Annotated in this window: 22 protein-coding genes; 16 read left to right on the forward strand and 6 right to left on the reverse strand. The window is 55.6% G+C overall.

The window, feature by feature from the left end:
• Positions 1 to 119 precede the first annotated feature (119 nt).
• The 7 genes from ACXAD0_RS03545 (at position 120) to ACXAD0_RS03575 (ending at position 9,360) form a co-directional block, all read left to right on the forward strand.
• Positions 120 to 1,112, forward strand: a complete 993-nt coding sequence (locus tag ACXAD0_RS03545; RefSeq protein ID WP_475086969.1) for an NAD-dependent epimerase/dehydratase family protein — start codon at positions 120 to 122, stop codon at positions 1,110 to 1,112.
• 119 nt (positions 1,113 to 1,231) lie between these two features.
• Positions 1,232 to 1,825, forward strand: a complete 594-nt coding sequence (locus ACXAD0_RS03550) for a DNA-3-methyladenine glycosylase I (protein WP_475086970.1) — start codon at positions 1,232 to 1,234, stop codon at positions 1,823 to 1,825.
• Positions 1,826 to 1,885: 60 nt separating this feature from the next.
• Positions 1,886 to 2,713: a mechanosensitive ion channel family protein gene (locus ACXAD0_RS03555; RefSeq protein ID WP_475086971.1), complete on the forward strand. Its 828-nt coding sequence runs from the start codon at positions 1,886 to 1,888 to the stop codon at positions 2,711 to 2,713.
• A gap of 148 nt (positions 2,714 to 2,861) precedes the next feature.
• Positions 2,862 to 4,757: a DUF885 domain-containing protein gene (locus ACXAD0_RS03560; RefSeq protein WP_475086972.1), complete on the forward strand. Its 1,896-nt coding sequence runs from the start codon at positions 2,862 to 2,864 to the stop codon at positions 4,755 to 4,757.
• Between the two features lie 180 nt (positions 4,758 to 4,937).
• On the forward strand, positions 4,938 to 6,803 hold the full coding sequence (locus tag ACXAD0_RS03565; RefSeq protein WP_475086973.1) for a DUF885 domain-containing protein: 1,866 nt from the start codon (positions 4,938 to 4,940) through the stop codon (positions 6,801 to 6,803).
• Between the two features lie 189 nt (positions 6,804 to 6,992).
• Positions 6,993 to 8,150, forward strand: coding sequence for a PQQ-dependent sugar dehydrogenase (locus ACXAD0_RS03570; RefSeq protein WP_475086974.1), 1,158 nt, complete (start codon positions 6,993 to 6,995; stop codon positions 8,148 to 8,150).
• A gap of 430 nt (positions 8,151 to 8,580) precedes the next feature.
• A complete protein-coding gene (locus ACXAD0_RS03575; protein WP_475086975.1) occupies positions 8,581 to 9,360 on the forward strand; it encodes an outer membrane beta-barrel protein in 780 nt (259 codons plus the stop codon).
• A gap of 148 nt (positions 9,361 to 9,508) precedes the next feature.
• Here ACXAD0_RS03575 and ACXAD0_RS03580 read toward each other — a convergent pair whose 3' ends face one another.
• Complete coding sequence (locus ACXAD0_RS03580) at positions 9,509 to 10,588, reverse strand: GGDEF domain-containing protein (protein WP_475086976.1); 1,080 nt, start codon at positions 10,586 to 10,588, stop codon at positions 9,509 to 9,511.
• A 588-nt stretch (positions 10,589 to 11,176) separates the two neighbouring features.
• Between ACXAD0_RS03580 and ACXAD0_RS03585 the strand changes: the two genes are divergently transcribed.
• From ACXAD0_RS03585 to ACXAD0_RS03610, 6 genes are all read left to right on the forward strand, one after another.
• Positions 11,177 to 11,578 carry a DUF6746 family protein gene (locus tag ACXAD0_RS03585; protein WP_475086977.1) on the forward strand — a complete coding sequence of 134 codons (402 nt, stop codon included), beginning with the start codon at positions 11,177 to 11,179 and terminating at the stop codon, positions 11,576 to 11,578.
• Between the two features lie 203 nt (positions 11,579 to 11,781).
• Entirely contained in the window at positions 11,782 to 13,662 is a 1,881-nt protein-coding gene (locus ACXAD0_RS03590; protein WP_475086978.1) for a C39 family peptidase, read from the forward strand.
• Positions 13,663 to 13,841: 179 nt separating this feature from the next.
• Positions 13,842 to 14,405: a glutathione S-transferase family protein gene (locus ACXAD0_RS03595; protein ID WP_475086979.1), complete on the forward strand. Its 564-nt coding sequence runs from the start codon at positions 13,842 to 13,844 to the stop codon at positions 14,403 to 14,405.
• Between the two features lie 155 nt (positions 14,406 to 14,560).
• Positions 14,561 to 14,719 (forward strand): hypothetical protein, encoded by a 159-nt coding sequence (locus ACXAD0_RS03600; protein ID WP_475086980.1) that lies wholly within the window; start codon positions 14,561 to 14,563, stop codon positions 14,717 to 14,719.
• A 21-nt stretch (positions 14,720 to 14,740) separates the two neighbouring features.
• Positions 14,741 to 15,145 carry a hypothetical protein gene (locus tag ACXAD0_RS03605; protein WP_475086981.1) on the forward strand — a complete coding sequence of 135 codons (405 nt, stop codon included), beginning with the start codon at positions 14,741 to 14,743 and terminating at the stop codon, positions 15,143 to 15,145.
• Between the two features lie 189 nt (positions 15,146 to 15,334).
• Entirely contained in the window at positions 15,335 to 15,946 is a 612-nt protein-coding gene (locus ACXAD0_RS03610) for a hypothetical protein (protein ID WP_475086982.1), read from the forward strand.
• A 170-nt stretch (positions 15,947 to 16,116) separates the two neighbouring features.
• Here the strand turns inward: ACXAD0_RS03610 and typA are convergent, their stop codons facing one another.
• Positions 16,117 to 17,925: a translational GTPase TypA gene (gene typA / locus ACXAD0_RS03615; protein ID WP_475086983.1), complete on the reverse strand. Its 1,809-nt coding sequence runs from the start codon at positions 17,923 to 17,925 to the stop codon at positions 16,117 to 16,119.
• Positions 17,926 to 18,349: 424 nt separating this feature from the next.
• On the opposite strand from typA, the gene ACXAD0_RS03620 reads away from it, so the two are divergent.
• The 3 genes from ACXAD0_RS03620 to ACXAD0_RS03630 are packed head-to-tail and all read left to right on the forward strand — an operon-like array spanning position 18,350 to position 21,237.
• Entirely contained in the window at positions 18,350 to 19,528 is a 1,179-nt protein-coding gene (locus ACXAD0_RS03620; protein WP_475086984.1) for a TIGR03032 family protein, read from the forward strand.
• 11 nt (positions 19,529 to 19,539) lie between these two features.
• Positions 19,540 to 20,109: a hypothetical protein gene (locus ACXAD0_RS03625; RefSeq protein ID WP_475086985.1), complete on the forward strand. Its 570-nt coding sequence runs from the start codon at positions 19,540 to 19,542 to the stop codon at positions 20,107 to 20,109.
• A gap of 6 nt (positions 20,110 to 20,115) precedes the next feature.
• Positions 20,116 to 21,237, forward strand: coding sequence for a radical SAM protein (locus tag ACXAD0_RS03630; RefSeq protein WP_475086986.1), 1,122 nt, complete (start codon positions 20,116 to 20,118; stop codon positions 21,235 to 21,237).
• Between the two features lie 88 nt (positions 21,238 to 21,325).
• On the opposite strand, the gene ACXAD0_RS03635 is transcribed toward ACXAD0_RS03630, so the two are convergent.
• The 4 genes from ACXAD0_RS03635 to ACXAD0_RS03650 are packed head-to-tail and all read right to left on the reverse strand — an operon-like array spanning position 21,326 to position 24,418.
• Positions 21,326 to 22,507: a sensor histidine kinase gene (locus ACXAD0_RS03635; protein WP_475086988.1), complete on the reverse strand. Its 1,182-nt coding sequence runs from the start codon at positions 22,505 to 22,507 to the stop codon at positions 21,326 to 21,328.
• Entirely contained in the window at positions 22,507 to 23,205 is a 699-nt protein-coding gene (locus ACXAD0_RS03640) for a response regulator transcription factor (RefSeq protein WP_475086989.1), read from the reverse strand. The genes ACXAD0_RS03635 and ACXAD0_RS03640 overlap by 1 nt, the downstream gene beginning before the upstream one ends.
• Complete coding sequence (locus ACXAD0_RS03645; RefSeq protein WP_475086990.1) at positions 23,205 to 23,582, reverse strand: DUF3019 domain-containing protein; 378 nt, start codon at positions 23,580 to 23,582, stop codon at positions 23,205 to 23,207. Before ACXAD0_RS03645 ends, ACXAD0_RS03640 begins: the two co-directional genes overlap by 1 nt.
• The gene (locus tag ACXAD0_RS03650) at positions 23,579 to 24,418 is read right to left on the reverse strand and encodes a MipA/OmpV family protein (protein ID WP_475086991.1); all 840 of its coding nucleotides are present in this window, start codon (positions 24,416 to 24,418) and stop codon (positions 23,579 to 23,581) included. Before ACXAD0_RS03650 ends, ACXAD0_RS03645 begins: the two co-directional genes overlap by 4 nt.
• Positions 24,419 to 24,748 lie beyond the last annotated feature (330 nt).

Consider the following 24,748-nt stretch of genomic DNA (forward strand, 5'->3'; position numbering starts at 1 on the left):
CATAACTCCTAGCGGACATTCTCCCGGGGCGATTTGGCAAAATTCGCAATGCATTAAATGCTGGATTGCGCCCGGGTTTTTCTGGCAAGCTGTAAAAAATTGAAAACAATAAGTGAGCTATGCACGCATTTGTCTCTGGTGGCACCGGTTTTCTGGGTGCCAACCTGATTGAGCAGTTACTGGGCGATGGCTGGCAGGTCACTGCCATGCGTCGCTCGAGTTCTGATACCCACCTGATTGAGCGACCCGGGGTGTCACTGGTCGAGGCCACGCTGGGTGATGTGGATTCACTGCGCGCGGCAATGCCCGAAAACGTCGACGCGGTGTTTCATGTTGCTGCCAACACCAATATGTGGCGCGGCGGCAATGCGCAGCAGTGGCGCGACAATGTCGAGGGTAGCGCGCATATCGCTCAGGTCGCACGGGAGAAGCAGGCAGGCCGCCTGATCGTGACCAGCTCGATTTCGGCATACGGTTATCACGATACCCCAATTACGGAAGAGAGCCCCAAGCTCGCCGATGATCCTCGGCATCACTACCTGTATACCAAGAAGCGCGCCGAAGAGGCGGTGCGTGCAGAGATGCAGCAGGGGCTGGACGCTGTCTTTCTCAATCCCTGTGGCATCGTTGGCAAATACGATACCACCAGCTGGGCGCAGACCTTCTTCATGATCAATGAAGATCGGCTGCCGGGCGTCCCGCCGGGAGCCGGTTCATTCTGTTATGTGGGCGAGGTCGCGCGCGCGCACATCAATGCTTTTCATCGTGGGCGTAGCGGGGAGAACTATATTCTCGCTGGTAGCGATGCCAGTTTTCTCGAATTTTTCGCGCTGATTGCCCGCCTGTTAGACAAACCCGAGCCCAGGCGCACCACGCCTGCCCTGGCGATCCGTGCGTTGGCACAGTTCTATGAACTGGGTGGGTTGCTGACGGGCCGGGAACCGTCAGTGACTCCGGAAAAGGCAACGATGATTACCCGCCGTGTCATTGCTCTCAGTGACAAAGCCAAGCGAGAACTGGATTACACCACTGATGTTAATCTGGAGCAGATGCTGACGGAAAGTCGCGACTGGTTACTGGAACAGGGTCTATTGAAGTCCAAAAGCTTATGAATCGACAAAATATTATTTTCATACTGGTGATGCTGATACTGGTTTTGCAGCTGGTACAGCACTATTTTTTCTCCGGTGCCCAGTGAAGCCCTGTGCACATCTGCTGAAGGGGAGCTGATATGAAGGAACAGCGATGTGACTGGTGTCTGTCCACCCCCCTCTATCAGCAATACCATGACAACGAATGGGGCCGCCCCGTCACAGACGATGCGACCCTGTTCGAATTCCTGTTGCTCGAGGGCGCGCAGGCCGGACTGTCTTGGATCACGGTGCTGAACAAGCGTGAAAATTATCGCGCGGCCTATGATGGCTTCGACCCGGAAAAAATAGCGCGGTATTCTGACAAGAAAGTCGAAGCGCTATTGCAGGATCCCGGCATTATTCGCAATCGGCTCAAGGTCCAGTCGGCGGTGAAAAATGCCCGGGCTTTTCTGGCGTTGCGCGAAAGGGGTACCACTCTGTCGGACTTTCTCTGGCAGTTCACCGATGGCCGGGTCATCGTCAATCGCTTTCGCAGCATGCGTGATTTGCCCGCTGCCACACCAATCTCTGATGCGATGAGCAAGGCACTCAAAAAGGCGGGTTTCAACTTTGTTGGCTCGACCATTATGTATGCCCATATGCAGGCAACCGGTATGGTCAATGACCATCTGCGCAGCTGCCCGGCACATGGTCGTTGCGAGCGCGAAGCCAGCGAAAAAGGATTGCTCTGAGGCGCCCGCTTCCCTCAAGATAAACGCCGGATGGCAATGCCCGATTGAGGAACGTTCGATATGGATGTCCAGCAGCTAATGGCCGAATACACCCCGATGCTCATCGCGCTCGCATTGAAACTTGCCAGTGCGGTGCTGATTCTGATCCTGACCTGGATTGCAGCGCGCGTCGTACGCCGCGGTGTGCGGCGACTCTCAAACAGGCTCGACGCCACACTGATACCGGTGTTGAGTAACATCGCGGTGTGGGGCGTCTATATTGTCGGGCTTCTGGTGATCCTCGATCGCTTTGGGGTTAATACCACCAGCCTGGTGGCTCTGCTGGGTGCCGCTGGCATCGCAGTTGGCCTCGCGCTGAAGGACACCCTGCGGAATATTGCGGCCGGATTTATTTTGCTTGGCTTGCGGCCGTTCCGGGTGGGGGAAGTCATCCAGTTTGGCGATACCACGGGTACCGTCAGGGAAGTGGGGTTGTTCACGACCCAGCTGGATACAATCGATGGCCTGCGGATCTCGGCACCCAACAGCAATGTGTGGGGACAGAACCTGATCAATTTCAGCCGTAACGCAACCCGCCGGATGGAAATCGTCGCGGCCATCGCCTATGGCGATGATATCGAGGCCGGGATGACCGTCCTGCGCCGTCTGGTAGCCGAAGAGCCTCGCCTGCTGGCGGAGCCCGAGCCGGCCTATGCCGTGCGCGCCCTCGCCGAGAACGCGGTGGAGCTGCACCTGCGTGCCTGGGCCAAGCGGGAGGATTACTGGGATGTCCACTGGGACCTGATGCGGAAGCTCAAGCCCGCCCTGGAGGCACGGGGGCTATCGATTCCATTCCCGCAGCGCGAGCTGCACATTGTGAACGCCGCCGAGCCACGGCTGCCCTCCTGACCCCGGGGCCGTCCAGCAGATTGATCCCCTTTTTGACTCAAGTCGGCGCAACTGACGCGCCGCTGCGGAGCGCTACGTCGACTTGCCTGTCAAATCGTGTCAGAGTAACGGCCGTTAAATTTGGGCAGTACTCAATCGAGGTAGACACATGCGAACCAAGCTGCATAACCCCCTGATTCCCAGCCTACTGGCGCTGGCCGTGCTGGCAGGCTGCCAGAGTGACGAAAAAACCAAGGTTGGCGCCGATGCGTCTGAGGCGCAGAGCGCGGTACAGGCCGATGCGAAACCGGCAGTCGATCCCGCCGACGAGTCCCAGCGCCTGTCCGACTGGTTCAACGAGCGCTATGAAGAGAGCCTGCAGTTCAGCCCGATTGGTCTCAGCTACCTGGGCCGTAAAGAGCTCTACGACCAGATCGACGATCTCAGCGAAGCTGCCGATGATCGCCAGCTTGCCTGGCTGGGTGCAACCGTCGAGGAGCTGAAGTCCAAGTTCGACTACGACAAGCTGACCCCCGCGGCGCAGGAATCCTACGATCTGTGGATCTACCAGTATGAGGAAGAGAAGGCCAACCATGCCTTCCGTCGCCACGGCTACTTCGCCAGCGAGCTGGGTGGTCCAGAAGCTTCCCTGCCATCTTTCCTGATCAGTATCCACAAGGTGGATTCCAAGGAAGATATGGATGCCTATATCGCGCGTATCGGCGGCATCAGCCGTGCGTTGGAACAGATCCATGAGCGCGCCAAGCTCTCCGCCGCAGAGGGTATCCGTCCGCCCCAGTTCATTTACGACCTGGCCGTTCAGCGTGCTGGCAAGGTGAGCAGTGGTGCGCCGTTTGACGGTGAAGGTGAAGCGCCGCTGTTCAAGGACGCCAAAGGCAAAATCAAAGCCCTGCAGGACGCCGATAAGATTGACGAGCAAACCGCCGCCGATCTCGAGGCACAGGTCAGCAAAGCGCTGCTGGAAGAGTTCAAGCCGGCCTACGAAAGCTATATCGCCTGGCTGGAAAGCGATCGTGAAAATGCCGATGAAAAGCCGCAGGGTGTCTCGGCGCTCCCCAACGGTGAAGCGTTCTACAACAACCGTCTGGCCAACTACACCACTACCGGCCTGAGCGCTGACGAAGTCCACGAGATTGGTCTTAAGGAAGTTGCCCGTATTCAGGCAGAGATGGAAAAGATCAAGGATCAGGTGGGCTTTGACGGCAGCCTGCAGGACTTCTTCGTTTTCGTACGCGACGACGACCAGTTCTACTACCCCAATACCGACGAAGGCCGTGAAGGCTACCTGTCAGATACCCGTGCTTTCCTGGCCGACATCGAAACCAAGCTGCCCGAGTACTTCGGTATCCTGCCGAAGGCCAAGCTTGAGGTGAAGCGGGTAGAGGCCTTCCGCGAAGTGGATGGTGGTGCACAGCACTATCAGTCCGGTACGCCCGATGGTTCCCGCCCCGGTGTTTACTACGTGCACATGTCTGACATGAGTGCGTACTCCAAGAACGACATGGAGACCACCGCGTATCACGAGGGCAGCCCCGGTCACCATATGCAGATCTCCATTGCCCAGGAGCTGACCGGTATTCCCGAGTTCCGCACCCAGGCCCACTTTACGGCTTACATTGAAGGCTGGGCGCTGTACTCCGAGATGCTGGCCAAAGAGATGGGCCAGTTCCAGGATCCCTACAAGGACTTCGGTCGCCTGACCGCCGAGATCTGGCGTGCCGTGCGTCTCGTGGTCGATACCGGCCTGCACTCCAAGGGCTGGACTCAGGAGCAGGCTGTAGACTACTTCTTGGAGAATGCCGCCGTACCGGAAAGTGCCGTGCGCTCTGAAGTACGTCGCTACCTGACCTACCCTGGCCAGGCGACCTCTTACAAGATTGGTATGCTGAAGATTCACGAGCTGCGTGAAAAGGCCAAGGCCGAGCTCGGTGACAAGTTCGATATCCGTGGATTCCACGATACCGTTCTCGGCGGCGGCGCACTACCGTTGCCGATGTTGGAAAAGCGGGTTGAGCGCTGGATTGCCGATAACAAGCAGTCCTGAGTAAATACCTGAGCGTTCCGCTCAATATAAAAAGCCGGGCATCGCCCGGCTTTTTTGTGCGTGGGACAAGACGAAAGTCGTGGGCATTCGACAAAATCCTTCGCCTGTGGGAGGCTTATTCCCCGAAAGACCAGCCTGTAATCGGTCATTCCCTACGAATAAATATAATGAGGAAATGGTATGCGATTAGTAATGGGGAGTATCTTTGCGCTCTTGTTACTGGCGGGTTGCCAGTCAAAAGAAGAGGCGGCCGAACTAGAAATCGTCAAAACAGTTAATCCTGAAGTTGAGACCCAAAGACTCAATGAGTGGCTGGACGCACGCTTTGAGGAAGAGCTGCAATTCAGTCCTATTTGGATGATGTTTCTCGGGCGCAAGGACCTCAACGACCAGCTGGATGATCTCTCGGAAAAGGGGCTTGAGAAAAAGCTCGCCTGGAAGCGCGCTACAGTCGAACAGCTAAAGAGTGAATTTGACTACGCCAACCTGACGCTGGAGGGGAAGACCTCCTATGATCTGTGGGTCTATCAATATGAGCGTGCCGTCGCTGCGGAGCCATTCTGGCGCCAGGGTTATAACGAATCTGGCGCTTTCTTTTTCGAGCAAATGTTCGGAGCGCAGTCTTATTTGCCAAGCGTACTGTTGAACTTCCATAAGGTGGAGTCCGCAGAAGATATGCAGGCGCTTATCAGCCGGATTGATGAACTTGGTCGAGCCATCAGACAGCTGCAGGAGCGCGCCCAGAAAGCTGCAAGCAACGGTATCCGGCCGCCCCGTTTTGCCTACGAAGTGGCTATCAAGGAAGCTCAGCAACAAGTGACTGGAGCCCCATTCGTAGAATCGGAAGCTGACGCTCCGCTGTGGGAATTCACTAAATCCAAGCTCGATGACTTGCTAGAGCAAGGTATTGTCGACCAGGCTAAAGCCGATGAACTCCGCATGGCTGCTCACACCGCATTGCACGGTGAGTTCCTGGCGGCCTTCGATGGCCTGCTCGGATGGTTGCAGGATGATATTGGCAATGCCGATATAGAGCCGCGTGGCATGAGTGAGATACCAGGCGGAAAGGCATTCTACAACTACGCACTGGCCGAGATGACCAGTACCGACCTGAGTGCAGAAGAAATCCATGCAACCGGCTTGGCCGAGGTCGAGCGTATCCGTGCGGAAATGCATTCCATCATGGACGAGGTCGGATTTGATGGCGATCTCAAAGGATTTTTCACATTTTTGCGTGAAGACGACCAGTTCCTCTATCCCAATACCAATGAGGGGCGTGAGGCGTATCTGGCGGATTCAAGGGCATTCCTCAATGACATCGAGTCCAAGTTACCGGACTATTTTGGTTTGTTGCCAAAAGCGGAGCTGCAGGTAAAACGGGTAGAAGCCTTTCGCGAACAAGACGGTGGTGTTCAGCATTACTTTCCTGGCTCTCCTGATGGTGAAAGACCTGGTGTGTATTACGCCCATCTTTCTGATATGAGCGCCTATTCAAAGTCGGATATGGAAACGGTGGCGTACCATGAAGGCAATCCAGGCCACCATATGCAGATCTCAATTGCGCAGGAGTTAAATGACATACCACGCTTCCGTACGCAGGCAAGAGTGATCGCGTACGGTGAGGGTTGGGGTCTCTACGCAGAGAAACTGGCCGAAGAAATGGGGGCTTTTAAAGATCCATATAAGAAGTTTGGCCGCCTCAACAATGAAATGTGGCGTGCCGTTCGCTTGGTAGTCGACACTGGATTGCATGCGAAAGGCTGGAGTCAAGAGCAGGCCGTCCAGTACTTCCTGGCCAACTCTTCCCTGCCTGAAAAAGCCGTGCGTTTCGAGGTCCAGCGCTACCTGACCTGGCCTGGCCAGGCCACTGCTTACAAAGTAGGTATGCTGAAAATACTCGAACTTCGTACCAGGGCGATGGAGACCCTGGGTGAGAAATTCGATATTCGCGGCTTCCACGATGCCATTCTAGGTGGCGGTGGCTTGCCATTGCCCATGTTAGAGAAGCGTGTAGATTTTTGGATTGAACAACAGAGAACTTCGTGATCGCTCACTGATCACTTAGCCATCGATGCGAAGCCGGGCTTGTCCCGGCTTTTTATTTGCCGTGCTCACTCCGAGGGCAACAGAATAGGAGCGAGATCGACAATCGCGGTCAGGCATGCGAATCTGTCGCCATTGATTGGGCGTAATATAGCCATCCACTTCCTGTTTATATGTATATGGAGAAACCTAATGAACCTGCTAACAACTGTGCTGCGGCGCAGTCTCTCGGTAATGGCCATTGGCCTGACGCTGCCGGTACTGGCAGCGGAGGTTGTTGAAGAAAAGGTAGAAAGCGAATCGCAGCCGTTCCGTATTGTCCAGGTGGCGGAAGCTTTACACCATCCCTGGGCGGTCGCGCAGCTCCCTGATGGACGTTTCCTGGTGACCGAGCGTCGCGGAAAGCTGGCGCTCGTGGACCAGGGGTCGGTCACCTATCTCGAGGGTGTACCTAAAGTTTCGGCTCAGGGTCAGGGCGGTTTGCTGGATGTTGTATTGCATCCGAAGTTTGGCGATGGCGCCAATGACTGGATCTACCTGACCTACTCCAAGCCTGCCGAGACGGGCATGGATTCTGCCAGTGCCGTCGTGCGTGCGCGGCTTGGTGACAAGGGGCTGGAACAGGTACAGCCAGTCTTCGAACAGGACCGCTATTCCATCGCAGGGCGCCACTATGGATCGCGCCTGGCATGGCTGCCGGATGGCTCGCTGCTCATGAGTATTGGTGATCGCGGCGTCGAGCGTGAGCGAGCACAGGACACCAGTGACCATGCGGGCAGCGTTTTACGCATGACCGAGACGGGATCGCCACTGAAGGATAATCCGTTTGCCGGTGACCAACCTGGGCACGATGAAGTGTTCAGCTACGGCAATCGCAATATCCAGGGGATGACGGTCGCCAAAGATGGCCGCATCTGGGCCACTGAGCATGGTGCGCGTACCGGCGATGAGTTAAACCTGATTGAGCCGGGTGTGAACTATGGTTGGCCGATTGTCACCAAGAGTTTCGAATACCGTGGCGATGACGCGATTGGCGTGCCTTCGAAAGCGGGTGTGCGAGATGCAGTACTGATTTTCGAGGGTCGTTATGCGCCGTCAGGTCTCGATCAAGTCGACAGTGATCGTTTCCCCGCGTGGCAGGGTAATCTGCTGGCCGGTGGCCTCGCGAGTGAACAGCTGTTGCGAATCACTCTGGATGATGCCTCGGTAAAGGCAACCGAAGTTTTGCTGGATGGGGAACTTGGTCGTATCCGCGATGTGCGTCAGGGAACTGATGGCTACATCTACGTGCTCAGTGACGCGACGGATGGTGGTCTCTATCGTCTGGAGCCAGTCGACCACAAGGACTAACGTACTTGCCGGCGACCCAGCCCACCCACCACAAAAAAGCCCTGCCGATTGGCAGGGCTTTTTTTATCCCCGTACATCGCAAATTGACGACGGGCAATGCGCTAAAAATGGAATGAATAACCGTTCAGAAATAACCGTGCGCAGAATGCTTATCGAAAATTGACCCCAGGATTTTTTACAGAGGCATAGAAAGAAGACGAAGTGTGATCGGCAGTCAGGGCGGCATACGTCGCGTAATTTTGCGCTGTTTTTTAGGTCTCAAAAAGCACTGGCTACGCGCAATCCAATCATTGAGATCAGTGCTTTTTCGAATTTTTAAAGAAAATCTGAACTGCCGCAAAAATTCCAGTTTTTCGCGCCTTTTTTAAATCCACCCCTGAAAAGTCGCCGTAACCAAGCCAGCAGATCATTACACTCAAAGGGAATCAGTATGTTGACCAAATCAAAGCTTGCTTGCGCGATTGCGGCCAGTGCATTCACCATGGCTGCTCAGGCAGAACAATTTTATATCGGCGGTAACATCGGTTATAGCGACCTGGATGATACGGCGACCAGCGGCAGTTTCAGCAGTGAGTTCGTCACCGGTGCAGGTACTACTATCCCGGCCGGCGTCCCTCTGCCTGCTGGCACTCAGGTTGGCTGGAACACGAATGTCGATAGCGGCACGGCATTCAGCCTGACCTTTGGCTACGACATGGGTAACCTGCGTTTCGAAGGCGAATATGCGCGCAGCATGAACGACGTGACTTCACATGGTGGTGTTAGTGTCGCCGACGGACTGGCGCTGGGCACCGAAGATGCGGCGGTACTGGTTTCTGGTACTACCGAGAATCTCGGTGTGAGCGTTGCAGACCTGGTTGCTGACGGTCGCGGTGAATTTGAAACCACCTACCTGTTTGCCAATGTTTACTATGACTTCGACATCGGCACTGCGCTGAAGCCTTATATCGGCGCAGGTATCGGTAACGCCAGTATCGACGTCAGCTACCAGCCTTCCGGCGTTACCATTATTGATGACGACGACAGTGTTTTCGCCTACCAGATCATGGGTGGCCTGAATTACATGGTTTCCGACCAGCTTACCGTATTCGGTGGTCTCCGTTTGCGTGAGACAGATGACATTTCCGTGAACGCCGACTTGTTCGACGCAGAATTTGAAATGGAAATGAGCAGCATGATTGCCGAATTCGGTACCCGTTGGTCTTTCTGAATCAGACTTGCAGCCGTTACCAACCTGCCCCCCCGTGGTAGCGGCTGTAACTGATGCATCGTTCGCGATGATTATCCCCAACGTTAGCCCGCCTCGTGCGGGCTTTTTTGTTGGACGTGGTGAAAGGCGGAACCGAAAGGTTGCTTAGTCAGGCGGTGACAACCTGGTTGCGACCGGCATGCTTGGCTCGATACATGCGTGCATCAGCCTGCGCGAGTAGGTCGTCTCGCGATTGCTCGATAGCGTTACCCTCGGCCACGCCGAAACTGATGGAAATTTTCTCGGCGGGTTCATAGCGCTCGCTGAGTCGTTCCACTTTGGCTCTGAGCTTCTCCGCGAGCACCGCGCCGCCGGCGGCACCGGTATTGGGCAGCAAGACGAGAAATTCCTCACCACCCCAGCGCGCGACAATATCGCCCGCACGGGTATTGTTACTCAGAACCGCTGCAACGTCCTGCAGTACCTGGTCGCCGAAGCTGTGTCCGCGGGTATCGTTAATACTCTTGAAGTTGTCGAGGTCGCCAATCAGTACCGTGTAATTTGCGTTGCTACTACTGCGACGCTGCAAGTCCGCGAGCACCCGATAGGCCTCGCGACGGTTTGCCAATCCCGTCAGTGCGTCGGTAGAGGCCTGGCCTTCGAGTTCTTGTGCCAGCGAGTTGAGCAGCTTTTGTGTTTCTGCGCGGCTGCTGTCGAGCAAGGCCGTCAGGGCCGTCAGCGCACCGAATACCGCAATAAAGCGAGCGCGATAGGCAGTGTCATACTCTGCCGTTAAACCGGGGAAGTCCGGGGAAAACAGGATCAACGCCGTGGTGAGCCCCACTGCGAGCAGGACCACCGTGCCCTTCTTGTAACCAAACAAGTTGATGAATCCCGGAACGAGCATCACCGCCCACATCAGGCCTGTGTTGTTTACCCCGCCGGAAAGCAGCAGGTAGAAATACAGTAGAAGCAGTAACAGGGTGACCAGCAGAGGGGTCTTTGGCGTTGGACCAAGAAGATTGATCACCACGTAGGCGGCCAGAATCAGCAGGGTGACACCAAATAGTGCCAGCGCCTGGAGCAGCTCCCCGTCGGTGAGCGCAAAGACGCCCATCGCTCCGGTAATCGCGAGAGAGAAAATCAGCATATAGCCCGCTGCCTGCACACGGCGGCGCAGGTCGAGCGCATGCGCCCGCTCAGCAGGATCGACAAATACCTCGTCCTGAGTATCAAAGCCTGAAGGCATGTGTGCTCCCTAAGTGAAACGGACCCTGCCCGGGTCCGCGCAGCCGCCCTTTACTGTCAGATGGGCTTATTATTCGTCGGGTCCCGGGCGTCAGCGTGCCGACCTGAGACTGGCGTACAATACGACAGTATATGGCTTCCTGCCGCCCTGCCAAGCCCTCACTCCAACGGGGCCGGTCCGGTGCTGAGCGCGCCTACCGGTGGAGAAACCGGCTTTTTTCCTTGTGCTCGGGCTTAGTAAGCACTTACTAGGTTCGCTGGGAATGCGTTAGTTTGCCCTGCTCTGAGCGCACCATCAGACTCAAAGGGTTTTGTTTGATGGAACAAATTGCTTCTTATGTATTGCTGAGGGCAATATCGTGTTGATTTATGCGTCGTCGGCGGCGGCTGGCGTCATCGCGCGCGAGTGGGCGTCGCAGATGCTCATTCTGGGGACCAGGGTGGGTGAATAAACTCGCTGAACGCGTGCACCGGACCTTATTATCTGCGCAGCTTTGACCGCGCATTGCGCAAAGCGCCTTGAGTGGCGGAGCTAGCGGCCGCGTGCCGGGGTTGCCTGGCCTTCAATGACATCCCACTGGGTAAAGACATGAAAACGATGTTCCCGAACTTGCTGCTTGCCGTCTGCCTGGCGTTTGCTGTCGTCGCTTGTGCCAGTGATGAAAAGCCCATTCAGCATTTGCAGCTGCCGGATGTGGAATCCATGCAGGATGCCAAAAGCATCATTATCGCCAAGACCGAGGAGTTAAAAGGGAAAGGCACCCTCGACAAGGCAGAGCTGGAACAGATTCATATCATTACCTATTCCCTGGAAAAAAGCGTTGCCTACTTTGCGCAAAATCTCCAGGGTGACCAACAGGCTTCGGCCAAAGAGATTGCAGACGTTGTCGAAGCGATCCATTTAAGTTCGGAGAATGGCCGGGCGGATCAAACGCGTCAGTATCTCGCCGAATACTATCGTCTGGTTACGCCTTTCATCGCCAAACTTTGAGCGACTGTCCGGCTTGCGAATAATGTACGCTTGCGCACGTTCGCCCGCGCAATAATCGCCCCTGCCGATACCTTCTGATTATCGCCCCACATTTCGCTGTCTTATAACCACTGCACGGAAGACGACGGTGGTCGTAGAAGTTTCAAGGTGTGCGTCCTGCAGTCCTGGTGCTTTCCCAACAAAAATAACGACAGGAAACTCTCATGACGCTCAGAAAGCTTTTTCTGGTGGCGGCGCTGCTGTTTTGCGCCAAGGGACACGCGCTGTGTCCAGAAGGCGCCACCTTCGATTCCTCACTGGATTTTTGTGCAACCGAAACGGACGCCTTTGGTCCTTTTACCAATGCCATGGTGGATAAGTGTGTTGCCTATGGTGGTGGCAGTGCGTGCACCAATACCTATACCTATCCGGTGCAGGGCAACAATATCCAGGTATTACGCTGGTCGCGTTCCTTCACGCAAAACCTGCGAGGCACCGGTAACTGCCCGGATGAAACAGTGCGTTCCCCAACTTATGGTGGCCACTGCTTCGAGCAGGTCGCCGGGGCAGAAAACAATGTATACGGTAACTTCAATAGTGACGAAGTGGCTGCCTGTGATCGTTTGGGTGGCGGTACGGCGTGCTATACCAATCGCTGGTCGGCGAACTTTTATCTGGCGGTAAAAGATGAAATGGCCAACACGCCGGACCCCGATCCCAATCCACAACTGGTGAATAAGTTCGGTGTTTGGTTGTGGTACATCGATGAAGCCGGTCTTGGCCGGACCCATACCCAGCTGGCCGACGAGCTGGCGGCGATGGGTGTGAAGCGGATCTTTATCAAGATTGCCGACGGCTCACAGAACTGTGGACTCTTTGCCGATGCCTGCTCCACCACAACCACCGACATCTATCGCTCACGCGGGATAGAGCCCTGGGCATGGTCCTACAACTATCCGGGTAACGAAACTGCACAGGCAGATGCCCTGTATTACGCGGCCAAATATGGTTATGTAGGTTTTGTCCTGGACGTCGAGGTGGAATTCAACAATACCACTACCGAGCTTCACAGCATTTACCAGGCGATGCATGCCGCACGGGATCAGGCCGAGCTGGATGGCCACTTCTCCGGCAGCTTCCCCATCGGAACCACCACCTGGGGCAATCCGCTCGACCAGGGCATGGACGTTGGCATAATTGATCAGTATGTCGATTTCCATATGCCTCAGACCTATGTCGAAGTCTGGGGGCAGCCCTACATGGCGGCGGCCAAGCAGTGGATTGCGACAGGTAACTGTGAGTACCGCCAGATGGGTGCGCAGAAGCCGATTTGGCATATCGTGTCGACTGAATACGATGACATCACCCCGGCCCAGCTTACCGACTTCCTCGAAGCGGCGGGGCCGAATGCTTCTATCTGGCGCGTGCCCGGCGGCTCGGTACCCCAGGCCGTATGGGACGACTGGGCAGCACTTAACTGGGACATGGATCAGTTTGACGCGACCGACTGCAATGGCGGTAACAACGATCTGACCGACTATCTGGGCAACGGGGATGTCGTGATTGATCCACCGGAGCCACCGCAAGCGGTACCCTACTGGAAGCAGACTGAAAACTATTACGACCCTTACGGTACCTGCTCCGTGACCTCCCTCGCGATGGTGACCGATTACTTCGGCTTTACCAGCCAGGCGGCCAATGGGCGTACTCCGGATTTCCTGTATGAAGAGCTCGGCGGCGTGCTGCAAACGGTGCCAGCGCTCGAGTGGGGGTTCAATGAGATGGCCATCCGCGCCGGCAGTGACAAGCGCGCCAACAGCAAGACCAATGGCACCATTCAGGAACTGCGTGATGCGGTAACTTCCGGCAAGCTGGCGATCGTCCATGGTTGGTTTACCAACCCGGGCCACATTATGGTGGTTACCGATTTCGATGGTGACTACTACACCGTGAACGATCCGTTCGGGCAATGGAACCTGCAGAAGTGGGGTAGTTACAATTCCTCTGTATCAGGGGAAGGTATGCGCTATCCACGTGAGGCCTTTGAATATGCCATTAACGACAATGGCGCCGGTGACGATCTCTGGTTACATATTTACGAGTAACCAAAGTGTAAGTTGTGACGAAAAAGCGGGCCACGGCCCGCTTTTTTTGTTCTGTTGCAGAATGGTGCCCGTTGTGCGGATTTCGGCAGTTCACCTGGGGGCGGGTAAGGAAGGTTTGCTGAAGCCGTCACTTTTCGTCATGATCGCCCATTGACTGTGTACGCAAGGAAATAATCCGCATGAAACTGTTTGGCAGCCCGACCTCTCCTTATGTCCGACACTGCCGTATTGCACTGATGCAATCCGGACTCGACTGGGAAATGGTGGAACTGGATATTCATACCAACCAAGACCCGGGTACGCCGACGCTGCGTGTGCCTTTCCTGGAGGATGGCTCCCTCAAGCTGACGGACTCAACGCCCATCGTCAAATATGTACGGGAAAAATCGGGAAGTGTTTTTATTCCCGATGCGCAGGACCTGGACCGCTACTGTCTCGCTAACACCTTGCTCGATTCCGCGATCAACCTGTTCCTGCTCGAGCGCAGCGGCCTGGATATCGCATCGAATGTCTATGCCCGTCGACAGCAAAAACGTATGGAACTGATTCTTGCGGAATTGGATGCGGCGCCATTGCCGGAGGCTGGTCAACTGGGCGACGCGGATTACCGGGTTGCAGTGGGCGTCGCATGGGGCCAGTTCCGCCAGCGCTTCTCCATCGACTCGCATGTCAATCTGCAGCGGCTGCTGGATATTGCTGAAGAGGACTCTGCCTTTCGAGAGACCGCACCGCCAACCAGCTAAGAAATAGAAGGGGGCATTAGAAAAGTTGCCGCTGTTCTGCGGAGCGGTCCTGCTGCGATCTCTCTGTGCATGCAGGCCGTATCAAGCTGTCAGCCTACGACCAGGATGCGTCTATTTTGTGCGGTGGGGAAAAACCACTTTAGGGGAAAACAATAATGAGTATGGATATCTACAGCGCGCCTGCCGCTGAGCTGGCGCAGGAAGAGGTCGAACCGGAGTTTTACGTTGTATCGATGAAGAAGTATCTCCTGCTGATGGTCGGTACCATGGGGATCTACGAAATCTACTGGTTTTATCGTCACTGGCGCGCATAGAAGAGAACCCACAAGGTCGGCATGTTGCCAGTCATGCGGGCAATCTTTTCTATTTTCTTTGTCTTTTCGCTATTTTCCAAAATAGACGCCCGTCGCCAGCAGGAGGCCAGCGACTATCGCTGGTTCCCCGGTTTCCTTTCCCTGCTGTTTGTTCTACTGGCGATACTCAACGGCATTGGCACGGCCCACTCCATGTCCACGGATACACTGGGAATTACGGATCTCGTGGTGAACCTGATTTGGGTGGGGACGGTGATTGTGCTCTATCGTGCGCAACGGGCTGCGAATGTGGCCTGTGGTGACCCCGCGGGAGAGCAAAATGCCAAGCTGATTCCTGCAAACTTTTTCTGGCTGGCCCTGGGCGGATTGCTGTGGCTGGTGAATCTTTTGGGGTATTACGCGTTTGCCACCGGGATGGCTGTGTAAGCGCAGCCGCCGCTTGTCTTGTTGAATGTTGTCTTTCCAGGTTGCAATAAAAAACGGGCCCTTGGGGTCGTTTTTTGTTATATGTTTAGCCATCGGGAAATGGGGTTGGTCACAAAGGCTTCGGTGATAGGGAAACCATGAAGCCATTTGGAGAGTCATAATTGTTGCTGGGGCGGATAGGGCAGGGGTATGAAGCAGTTTTTAGATGATAATTTTTTCAAAATATTTGTTTCTGTTTTAGCGGTGCCGTTGTGCCTTGCTATCCTGCTTCAGGATTTTAGGTTTTATATAACTTCCGATATTTTCTACAGAATATTTTTGATATTAGGGGTTATATATGGCTGTGTGGCTACAATTTTGGTGTTCTATGCCTTTTCGGTAGTTGTCCCAAGGCGCTATAAAAATCGTCGGCAGCGAAAGACAAAAAAACCATCAGTGTTTTTAATCTTCTTTGTATCTTTAATCATGGGGCTTTATTGCGGATTCTATTTTTATAAAACGCAAGTGACGTTATGGGGCGTCGCTCTCTCGGATACGATAGGTTCCAGAGAAATTCGGTTCGCAGATTTACACTTGCAAGTACGTTCTGGTCGAGGCACGGGGAAGTTCCGCTGGGTGAAAAAATGTAAATATAGATATTCTGGGCCTGACTGGGCAACCCTGGTCTCCAGCGCGTTTCCAGGGCCATTCTCGGTCTGCGCGGGTGACTCCAGGCCCGTCGAAAGCAAGGTGAGATACCGCTTCGAAATATTGCATACCGATTTTGGCTATCGGATACTCGAAGCAAAACCTGCCGCGTAGTTTTATCGTATGACGCGGCACTGTATCGGGCCTAAAGGTCGGTTGGTAATCGCTATACGTCAATCGGGATGGCTGTGTAAGCGCTACTGCCGCTTGTCTTATTGAATATTGTCTTTTCAGATTTAAACAAAAAACGGGCCCTTGGGCCCGTTTTTTGTTTCGCAGAAGAATTACTTCTTCGCGCGCTTGCGCATATTTTCCTGCAGGATCTTTTTACGCAGGCGAATATGGTTGGGCGTTACCTCACAGAGTTCGTCATCTTCGATAAACTCCAGTGCCTGTTCCAGCGTGTGGCGGATCGGCGGGGTAAGGGTCAGCGCCTCGTCGGTGCCGGCGGCACGCACGTTGGTCAGCTGCTTGGCCTTGGTGGGGTTTACCACCAGGTCGTTGCTGCGGGAATGGATGCCCACAATCTGACCTTCATAAATATCTTCACCGTGGCCCAGGAACAGACGGCCGCGGTCCTGCAGTGCATACAGGGCGTAGGCCAGGGTCTTGCCCTTCACCATGGAAACCAGCACGCCATTGATACGGCTGGTGACCTCACCTTCCTTCACCGGACCGTAGTGGTCGAAGATACTGGTCATGATGCCGGAGCCGCTGGTCAGCGTCAGGAACTGGTTACGGAAGCCGATCATGCCGCGTGACGGCACGATAAAGGTCAGGCGTACACGGCCCTTGCCGTCCGGTTCCATATTGGTGAGCTCGGCCTTGCGCAGGCCCAGTTCTTCCATGATGGAGCCCTGGTGCTGGTCTTCCACATCGATGACGACTTCTTCGTACGGCTCCTGAATTTCGCCGTCCACTTCTTTCTGGACCACTTCCGGACGGGAAACGCCCAGCTCGAAGCCCTCACGACGCATGGTTTCAATCAGTACCGACAGGTGCAGTTCACCGCGGCCGGAAACCTTGAACTTGTCCGGGGAGTCGCCCTGCTCGACACGCAGTGCCACGTTGTGGATCAGCTCCTGGTCCAGGCGCTCCTTGATATTGCGCGAGGTGACGAACTTGCCGTCCTGGCCCGCAAATGGGGAGTCATTTACCTGGAAAGTCATGCTGACGGTCGGTTCATCCACAGACAGCGCCGGCAGTGCTTCCGGATTTTCGGGGTCGCACAGGGTATCGGAAATGTTCAGTTCGCCCACACCGGTAATACACACGATGTCGCCGGCACTGGCCTGTTCCACCTCAACGCGCTCGAGGCCCAGGTAACCCATGACCTGCAACACCTTGGCCTTGCGGCTGTGACCGTCTCGGTCCAGAACCACGACCTGTTGGTTGGGCTTGAGGGTGCCGCGGGTAATGCGGCCAACACCGATGACACCCACGTAGCTGTTGTAGTCCAGTGCAGAAATCTGCATCTGGAACGGGCCACTCTGGTCGACCTTCGGCGGTTCAACCTTGTCGACGATCATCTGGAACAGCGGCGTCATATCTTCCGCCATATCGGTATCGTCGAGGCCGGCGATGCCATTGAGGGCGGACGCGTATACGACCGGGAAGTCCAGCTGCTCATCGGTAGCGCCGAGGCTGTCGAAGAGGTCGAATACCTGGTCCATCACCCAGTCAGGGCGGGCACCGGGGCGGTCGATCTTATTAATGACCACGATCGGGTTCAGGCCCTGTTCAAAGGCTTTCTGGGTCACGAAGCGGGTCTGCGGCATCGGGCCGTCTACGGCGTCTACCAGCAGCAGTACGCTGTCGACCATAGAGAGTACGCGCTCTACCTCACCACCGAAGTCGGCGTGCCCTGGGGTGTCCACGATATTGATGCGGTAGTCGTGCCACTGAATAGCGGTGTTCTTCGCCAGGATGGTGATGCCGCGCTCTTTCTCCTGGTCGTTGGAGTCCATGACGCGCTCCGCGCCTTCGTCGCGGCGGTCGAGGGTGCCGGACTGGGACAGCAACTTGTCCACGAGGGTGGTCTTGCCATGGTCTACGTGGGCGATGATCGCAATATTGCGCAAATTCTCAATCACAGGGTGCCTCTGGGCGTTAACGCTTAGTGGGGGGCGGGGGCTGCGGGGTTGGTACAGCGGCGATCCAGCCAAAGGCGGCGATTATAGAGGCCCGCTGTGACAAATGGGAGCGAAATTGCGTAAAAAATCATCGTATTTACGGGTCGCCGCGCACGGGCGGCTTTCGTGATCTGGAGCCTGATTGGCTGGCTCGGTGCGATTTCGGGGAAAGCTGTTCGCCCATTCGGAAGGATGCCGAAACAGAATGGGCGGTCAACGCCTTTCCCAATGAAAACAAAGGCTTGGGGGTACAAATTGTTACAATCCCGGCGCCCAGAGTGTGTGGCCGGCGCGGTACAGTCTTTGTTGTTACAAAGGTTTGTAACAGAAGAATAACGACGCGGGGCGCGATGATCGTCCCCTGAGGTAAGCGGGTAAAGCACACATGAGTAACGCAGACGTCACCGAGCCAAAAGAGGCGCAACAGTCAGACCAGGAAGTCATCGACCCTACCGCGGGAAGCGAGTCCGACCAAGACGCTGGCGCAGACAAGGCGGCTGCCAGTGAAGACCAGAAGAAAAAGCAGCCAGAGCCGGTGAAGAAATCCTGCTCCGCCAACCTGGCGAGCTGGATGCGCCAAAATCAGCTGTCGGTCGCATTCACTTCCTACCAGTCCGGCCGCGTCTATATGGTCGGTGCCGAACCGGGTGGCAAGCTGTCGTTCCACGAGCGCATTTTCCAGCGCGCCATGGGCATTGTCGGTAACCAGAAGCGTATTTACATGGGCGGCCTCTATCAGGTCTGGCGCTTTGAGAATGTGCTGCAGCCGGGTCAGGTCGCCAACAAGATCTTTGATGCCTGCTATGTGCCGCGCAATGCCCAGTTCACCGGTGAAGTCGACATCCATGAACTGGGTATCCAGAAAGATGGCAAGGTCATTTTCGTTAACACCAAGTTCAACTGCCTCGCAGAACTGAGCCTGACCCACAGCTTCAAGGCGATCTGGAAGCCCAAGTTCATCTCCAAGCTGGTGCCTGAAGATCGCTGCCATCTGAACGGCCTGGCCATGGTGGATGGTAAACCCAAATATGTCACCGCCGTGTGCAAATCAGACACCATCGATGGCTGGCGCGAGCGGCGTGACAACGGCGGAGTCATCATCGACGTCGAGACAGACGAGATCGTCTGCGAAGGCCTGTCCATGCCGCATTCGCCGCGCTGGGCCGGAGGAAAACTCTGGGTACTGAACAGCGGTACGGGCTATCTCGGCTATGTCGACTTCGACAACAAGCAATTTGTCCCGCACACTTTTTGCCCCGGGTTTATGCGCGGGCTCGCGATCCACGGCGACTACGCCATTGTCGGACTGTCCAAACCCCGTTACGAACGCTTTGAAGGTCTTGCGCTGGATCAGAACCTGGCCGACAAGGATTCCGAAGCCTGGTGTGGAGTCCAGTTCATCAACCTGAACAGCGGTAACGTGGAACACTGGATTCGCCTGGATGGACCGGTAACCGAGCTGTTCGACCTGACCGTCTTGCCGGGGGTGCATTGTCCGATGGGTATCGGCGAGCAGAGCAAGGAAAACCTCACCATGGTGACCTTCGAAGACGCGACTGGTTGATAGGTGTTGGTGTGGATAATCAAGACATCGTGACCGTTGCGGGGTTCAACGGCTATCTCATCAAGGATGTATATCGCAAGCTGACGACTGCGGGTATTTTTCGAATCATCGAATTCTGGCGGCGGAACGGTGCACTATCGTCGAACATAACGATGGCGGAAGCCGAACGCCGTGCCGGTCAGGTCGCCGTCCTGGTCGAGAAAGACGGTGAAATTGCTGCGGTTTCCTCGGTCTACGTTGCGAAAGCGTCGCGGGATGGTGAGCTGTACTATTTCTACCGCAAGTTTGTGCAGAAGGAGCATCGGGTCCATTTGCTCTGGCGGGAAATGCTGGCGCAAACCTACAAACTCTTGAAAGCCTGGGACCCCGCGGTTCTCAAGCAGAAGCCGATCGGTGTCATGGTGGTCCCGGAAAATCGCAAGCTCACACGTAAAAGCGTGTTGCGCGCGGGCAATAAAATTGGATTCTATACGGTTGGCTATTTGCAGAATGGCGATCCGGTGTATTCGCGCAAGTTTGACGAGTCTGTCAAAGAGAATATGCCCCGGCCGGAAGGCACCCCTGTTCCTGAAGAAATATAATGCATCATGAGCACAGACCGTCACCATGACCAGCCGGTTGGCGCCGGCCCTACTCGCAGCCTGTGCAATATTTGCTACGAGGAAGTACCGGCGCAAATTCACTATCGGGACGATGGTGTCTATCTGGACAAGCATTGTGTTGACCATGGTGAGCAGTCGATTCGTATTGAATCGGATACTGGCTTCTACCAGCGCAGTCTGGTGACCGGCCCCGCACAGGACTACTGGTACCAGGTCATTGGCACTACGGCACTGGAAGTCACCGAGCGCTGCAACGTCTCTTGCCCCAGCTGTTATGCACTACCGGAGAATGGTGCTACCGATCCCAGCATAGAAACGCTGGTGGACATTGCCAGGCAATCGACTGCGCCCAACAGCCGTACGCTGATATTGATGGGCTCTGAGCCCACAATGCGCCGTGACCTGCCAGAATTGATTCAGGGATTGCAGCGTGAGACCGGAAAACCGGTTTCCATGTACACCAATGGCATCCGGCTCGCGAGCGAACAGTATTGCGACGAGGTGCTGCCGCACCTGTACACCATTGCGTTTTCCCTGCACATGCGCGACTACCTGCCCCAACCCATTCTCTTCGAGAAAAAACTCAAAGCACTGGACAATGTGATCGCGCGGAATGCGCGCATCAATCACATCAGTTTTTCCCTGCGAGATCTGGATGACCTGGATGAGGTGTGGGAGCACTGCAAGCGATTCTGGGGTGCGCCTCATCACTTCCGCATTCGCACCGCCTCCAGGGTGGGGCGTTGCGATGATGAACCATTCTTTCTGTCAAACCTGGTTAAAGCGTTTGTGCAAAAGGCCAACGCTGAAGGCAAACGGGTCAAATGGTATCCGGCGGATAATAATCCCTATCACGTGATGGTACGGGTCGATGAGCAGTTCTTTCGTCTGATTCACTTCCCCAGTGTGGAGGAAGTGAATCTCGATAACCTGCAGTCACCGCCGTATGCGCTGTTTATGCCTGAACTGGGTGAAACGAACCTGGCGCACCAGTTCATCATGCAGGAGAAAGAGAAGAAGGCGCGCACCCCGATGCGACCGGTGCCCAAAGCCCGGGATGCTGGACCAAACGGGGAAGCGCTGATTGAGGCGGTCATCGTTGACTGAGTGAGCGGTAGCCACCGGGGGAGCGGTAGTCGCCCGGGGGATCGGCAATGGCAGCCATCCCAGAGTGCGTCTTCAAAACGGCCTGCGATCAGGGCGTATTCGGCCAGCTGAGGGTTGCGCGGGTACCACCAAGACTCGGAGATCGGTCCAGCTGGAACTCGCCGTCATGCCACATCATCACCTTTTTGACGATATACAGGCCGAGGCCGTAGCCCTGGTCGTCTGTTGCCGAGCGGGTGAAGGCGTCCGTCAACTCAAGGGCATCGCCGCCGAGCCCCGGGCCATTGTCTTCAACGGTCAGGGTGCAGCGGTGTTCGTCATGGCGAAACCGCAGGTCCACGCGGTTGTTGGCATACTTGCTGGCATTGGTGACCAGGTTATGGATAGCGATGGTCAGTGAATCTCGCTCGAACCACGCTTTTCCATCGGGAAAGTAATAGCCAATCTGCAGCTCAGGACACTTCGATTCCAGGGAGTCTGCCAACTCGCTAAAAAACGTATCCAGCGCATTATCCTGGCGGGAGATAAACTCCTCCTGAATCTCGACTTTGGCAAAATTCAGATACTTGTCGATCAGCTCTTCGATGTCACCGGTCGCCTGCGCAATCACGCGATTGCGGTCTGCTCCGCAGTCGTTCAGCGCCAGCTGGAATTTAATGCGGGCAAGGGGCGTGCGAATTTCATGGGCAATGGTGCGGGCCAGATCCTGATTCATCTGGCAGTAGCCCAACACGATATTCGCCATACGACGGAAAGTTTCCGCCAGCGGGTAAATAGTCGAGCGCCGGTTGGTGCGTGCCGGCATGCGGAACGGTTTTTTACTGAAGCGGATCGCGACATTTTGCAGGCGATTGAGATCGCGAAACATTGGCCAGATTGCCGCAAGCAAAACGAGTAGCATCGCGCCGATAAAGAGCAGTCGCCACTGGGTAACGCTCTCGGGTTGCCGCTGCGCGAACGGGCCAATTTGCATGACGCCCTTATCGCTCAGATGGTAGAACAGAATCTGGTTGTCGCCGCTGTCCAGTCCGACAATATCCCCCGCACGCATGCGTGACATTAGTTCTTCCGGGAAATAAACCGCATCGAGGGGATAGCTTTGTGCCAGCGGCATATCACCGCGCTCGAGCACGTCCGCCAGTTGTGCCGCGCTGATCGTGTACTCGCCAGGGCCGTCGGAGTAATGCTGGTGTAGTGTGCTGATCGCCGTCAGCACAACGACCAGTGCCAGCGCCATCACGCCGAGCAAGCGCAACATTTGCTTTCGCATCAGGCGTTACCGGCAGCGGTATGAAGTGAGTATCCGCGGCCGCGGATCGAGCGAATCACCACGCCATTGGAAATACTGTCGAGTTTTTTACGCAGACGGCTGACGCGCATGTCGATCACGCGGTCGAGCCCGTCAAATTCCCGGCCGACAACACGGCGGAAAAGATATTCGCGGCTCAACAGGGTGGTCGGCTGCTCGGCAAAAATAAGCAACAGTTCGAACTCATTGGCAGTCAGTACGATGGGCGCGCCATCAACGCTCGCTTCGCGGGTACTGAGATCGATTTGCAGCGGGCCAAAACAGATATCACTGGTAGCGGTAGGGCGCTTGGCATTGCGCAGGTTGGCTTCGATTTTTGCCCACAGTAATTCCGGGTCGACCGGCTTCACCAGGTAGTCGCAGGCGCCAAGTTCAAGACCATTGACCTGGTCATGAATCGAGCTCAGCGCACTCAGAAAAATCAGGGGGCACGTAATGTGATTCCGGCACTGTTCCAATAACTGGAAGCCACTGGCATCCGGCAGCACGACATCTGCCAGTATCAGATCGTAATCGCGATGGTGCAGGGCTTTGAGGAAGTCCTTGCCGTTCGCCGCGTGGGACACTTCACAGCGCCGCGCCGACAAAAAACGACAGATCAGGTCTGCGAGTTGCTCATCGTCCTCGAGCAGGAGTATGCGATATCCGGTATCGAACATTAAAGCAGGCCCCAGCCATATCGGCGTTGATGACGCTTCGGACGGTACCGGGCGACCTTGAGCGTGGCCTGCGCCACTTGCTCGCCACTTTCATCGTCGGTCACCAGGAACACCAGGTGATTCTTTGCCGTGACATAGACCTGGATGCCGCGCCCATTGCTGCCGGTAAAGCAGCGGACCAAGCCTCTGCCGGATACGGAAAGGCAGTAACGATTTGTATCGTCGGCTAAGAAATCCACCTTGACAGAAATACTGCACAGGCTTTCGTCTTCATCGACCGCGCAAAGCGAAGGCGAAATATTCAGTTCCGCCGCAGAGCCGGACTGGCTGAAACAAAGGGCAAAGAGCAGGCCGACCGCCTTCAGATACCTGTTCATTGCCCGCTACCAATACTGTACTGGAGGCCGGCAAACCAGCTCAGGGTTTCCGGCTTGCCAATCATGAGCGGGTTGCGACCATCCATATCGAGATGGTTGTACTTGGCTGCCAGGCGCAGCTCCAGGCCTTTACCTAACGGATAAGAAAAATGCAGTCGCGCGTAGTAGTCGGTGACATCAGTGGGGGGGATGGCGCGTCGATACTGCGAAGCGAACCGTCCGGCCTCGGAGCGTCGCAGGTGGTAGTAGTAGTCCACCACGTCCATATCTTTCTGGGTGGCACCGAAACTCCAGCCAATACCGCCCCCGAACAGTGGATAGCTTTTGTCGAGGCTCAGGCTGGCCTCGGTACCGTTGTGGACTCTGCTGATGTCATGCAGATAGGAAAAAGATACGTCGACCGGCGCGGTCACGATGGTGGCACTGGGGCCCGCCATGGCGGAAATCCTGCGCTCGATCTGGCCGAGGCCATCTTCTCGGACGCCTCCCACATTGCCGAGGAAGCTCGACAGTGAGGCCATGGTGTACTCCGCGTCGTCCAGGTTGAAGTACAGGCCGTCTTCATTCGGTCGGACAATGAGATCGACGTAGTAGTTTTTTTCTTCCAGAAGACTGTAGCCAGCGGTGAGGTTGCTGACAAAAAAGCGGTCGCCGTAATAGCTGAAGGTAGGCAGCAAATAGGTGTTGCCATCCTCACGCCCCTTGAGCGGATTCTCGATCACGCCCTGGCCGAGGGCCAGGCTTATTTTCCATTCAGGCGCACGCGGCTCTTCGGCCAGGGCGTGGGCGCCGGCAACGAAAAGGCATAGCAAAATGACTGAAAGTGTTCGGTACATCTGAATGATTTGTTGTTGTTAGCGGACAAACTTTTATCACAGGCGTTCCGCGCGCCGCCAGTGAATGCCGCAAAAACAAACAAATTGTTACAAAACTATTACGCCCCGGATATTTTCCCGGTGAATGGTGAGTCTCCCGAGTTTTATTCTGAGCGTATTCTCGGGAACCGTTCAGTCTATTGAATTGCCCGCGATCCGCCACGCCGCTGTCTGCAGAGTCATCTTTTTTCAGGCCGGGGGGTTGCCTCCCATTTCCTTCCTGAGTCCTTGCTGAAGATCCGCTCCCGAACGCTACAAACTGTTACCCGAAAGCCTTGGCTTGTTGGATTC

This window comes from Microbulbifer sp. ABF4_148, assembly GCF_056158985.1.

Coding starts and splice junctions, on each gene's coding strand:
- ACXAD0_RS03545 (WP_475086969.1), top strand. CDS start 120: ATGCACGCATTTGTCTCTGGTGGCACCGGTTTTCTGGGTGCCAACCTG.
- ACXAD0_RS03550 (WP_475086970.1), top strand. CDS start 1,232: ATGAAGGAACAGCGATGTGACTGGTGTCTGTCCACCCCCCTCTATCAG.
- ACXAD0_RS03555 (WP_475086971.1), top strand. CDS start 1,886: ATGGATGTCCAGCAGCTAATGGCCGAATACACCCCGATGCTCATCGCG.
- ACXAD0_RS03560 (WP_475086972.1), top strand. CDS start 2,862: ATGCGAACCAAGCTGCATAACCCCCTGATTCCCAGCCTACTGGCGCTG.
- ACXAD0_RS03565 (WP_475086973.1), top strand. CDS start 4,938: ATGCGATTAGTAATGGGGAGTATCTTTGCGCTCTTGTTACTGGCGGGT.
- ACXAD0_RS03570 (WP_475086974.1), top strand. CDS start 6,993: ATGAACCTGCTAACAACTGTGCTGCGGCGCAGTCTCTCGGTAATGGCC.
- ACXAD0_RS03575 (WP_475086975.1), top strand. CDS start 8,581: ATGTTGACCAAATCAAAGCTTGCTTGCGCGATTGCGGCCAGTGCATTC.
- ACXAD0_RS03580 (WP_475086976.1), bottom strand. CDS start 10,588: ATGCCTTCAGGCTTTGATACTCAGGACGAGGTATTTGTCGATCCTGCT.
- ACXAD0_RS03585 (WP_475086977.1), top strand. CDS start 11,177: ATGAAAACGATGTTCCCGAACTTGCTGCTTGCCGTCTGCCTGGCGTTT.
- ACXAD0_RS03590 (WP_475086978.1), top strand. CDS start 11,782: ATGACGCTCAGAAAGCTTTTTCTGGTGGCGGCGCTGCTGTTTTGCGCC.
- ACXAD0_RS03595 (WP_475086979.1), top strand. CDS start 13,842: ATGAAACTGTTTGGCAGCCCGACCTCTCCTTATGTCCGACACTGCCGT.
- ACXAD0_RS03600 (WP_475086980.1), top strand. CDS start 14,561: ATGAGTATGGATATCTACAGCGCGCCTGCCGCTGAGCTGGCGCAGGAA.
- ACXAD0_RS03605 (WP_475086981.1), top strand. CDS start 14,741: ATGTTGCCAGTCATGCGGGCAATCTTTTCTATTTTCTTTGTCTTTTCG.
- ACXAD0_RS03610 (WP_475086982.1), top strand. CDS start 15,335: ATGAAGCAGTTTTTAGATGATAATTTTTTCAAAATATTTGTTTCTGTT.
- ACXAD0_RS03620 (WP_475086984.1), top strand. CDS start 18,350: ATGAGTAACGCAGACGTCACCGAGCCAAAAGAGGCGCAACAGTCAGAC.
- ACXAD0_RS03630 (WP_475086986.1), top strand. CDS start 20,116: ATGAGCACAGACCGTCACCATGACCAGCCGGTTGGCGCCGGCCCTACT.
- ACXAD0_RS03635 (WP_475086988.1), bottom strand. CDS start 22,507: ATGCGAAAGCAAATGTTGCGCTTGCTCGGCGTGATGGCGCTGGCACTG.
- ACXAD0_RS03640 (WP_475086989.1), bottom strand. CDS start 23,205: ATGTTCGATACCGGATATCGCATACTCCTGCTCGAGGACGATGAGCAA.
- ACXAD0_RS03645 (WP_475086990.1), bottom strand. CDS start 23,582: ATGAACAGGTATCTGAAGGCGGTCGGCCTGCTCTTTGCCCTTTGTTTC.
- ACXAD0_RS03650 (WP_475086991.1), bottom strand. CDS start 24,418: ATGTACCGAACACTTTCAGTCATTTTGCTATGCCTTTTCGTTGCCGGC.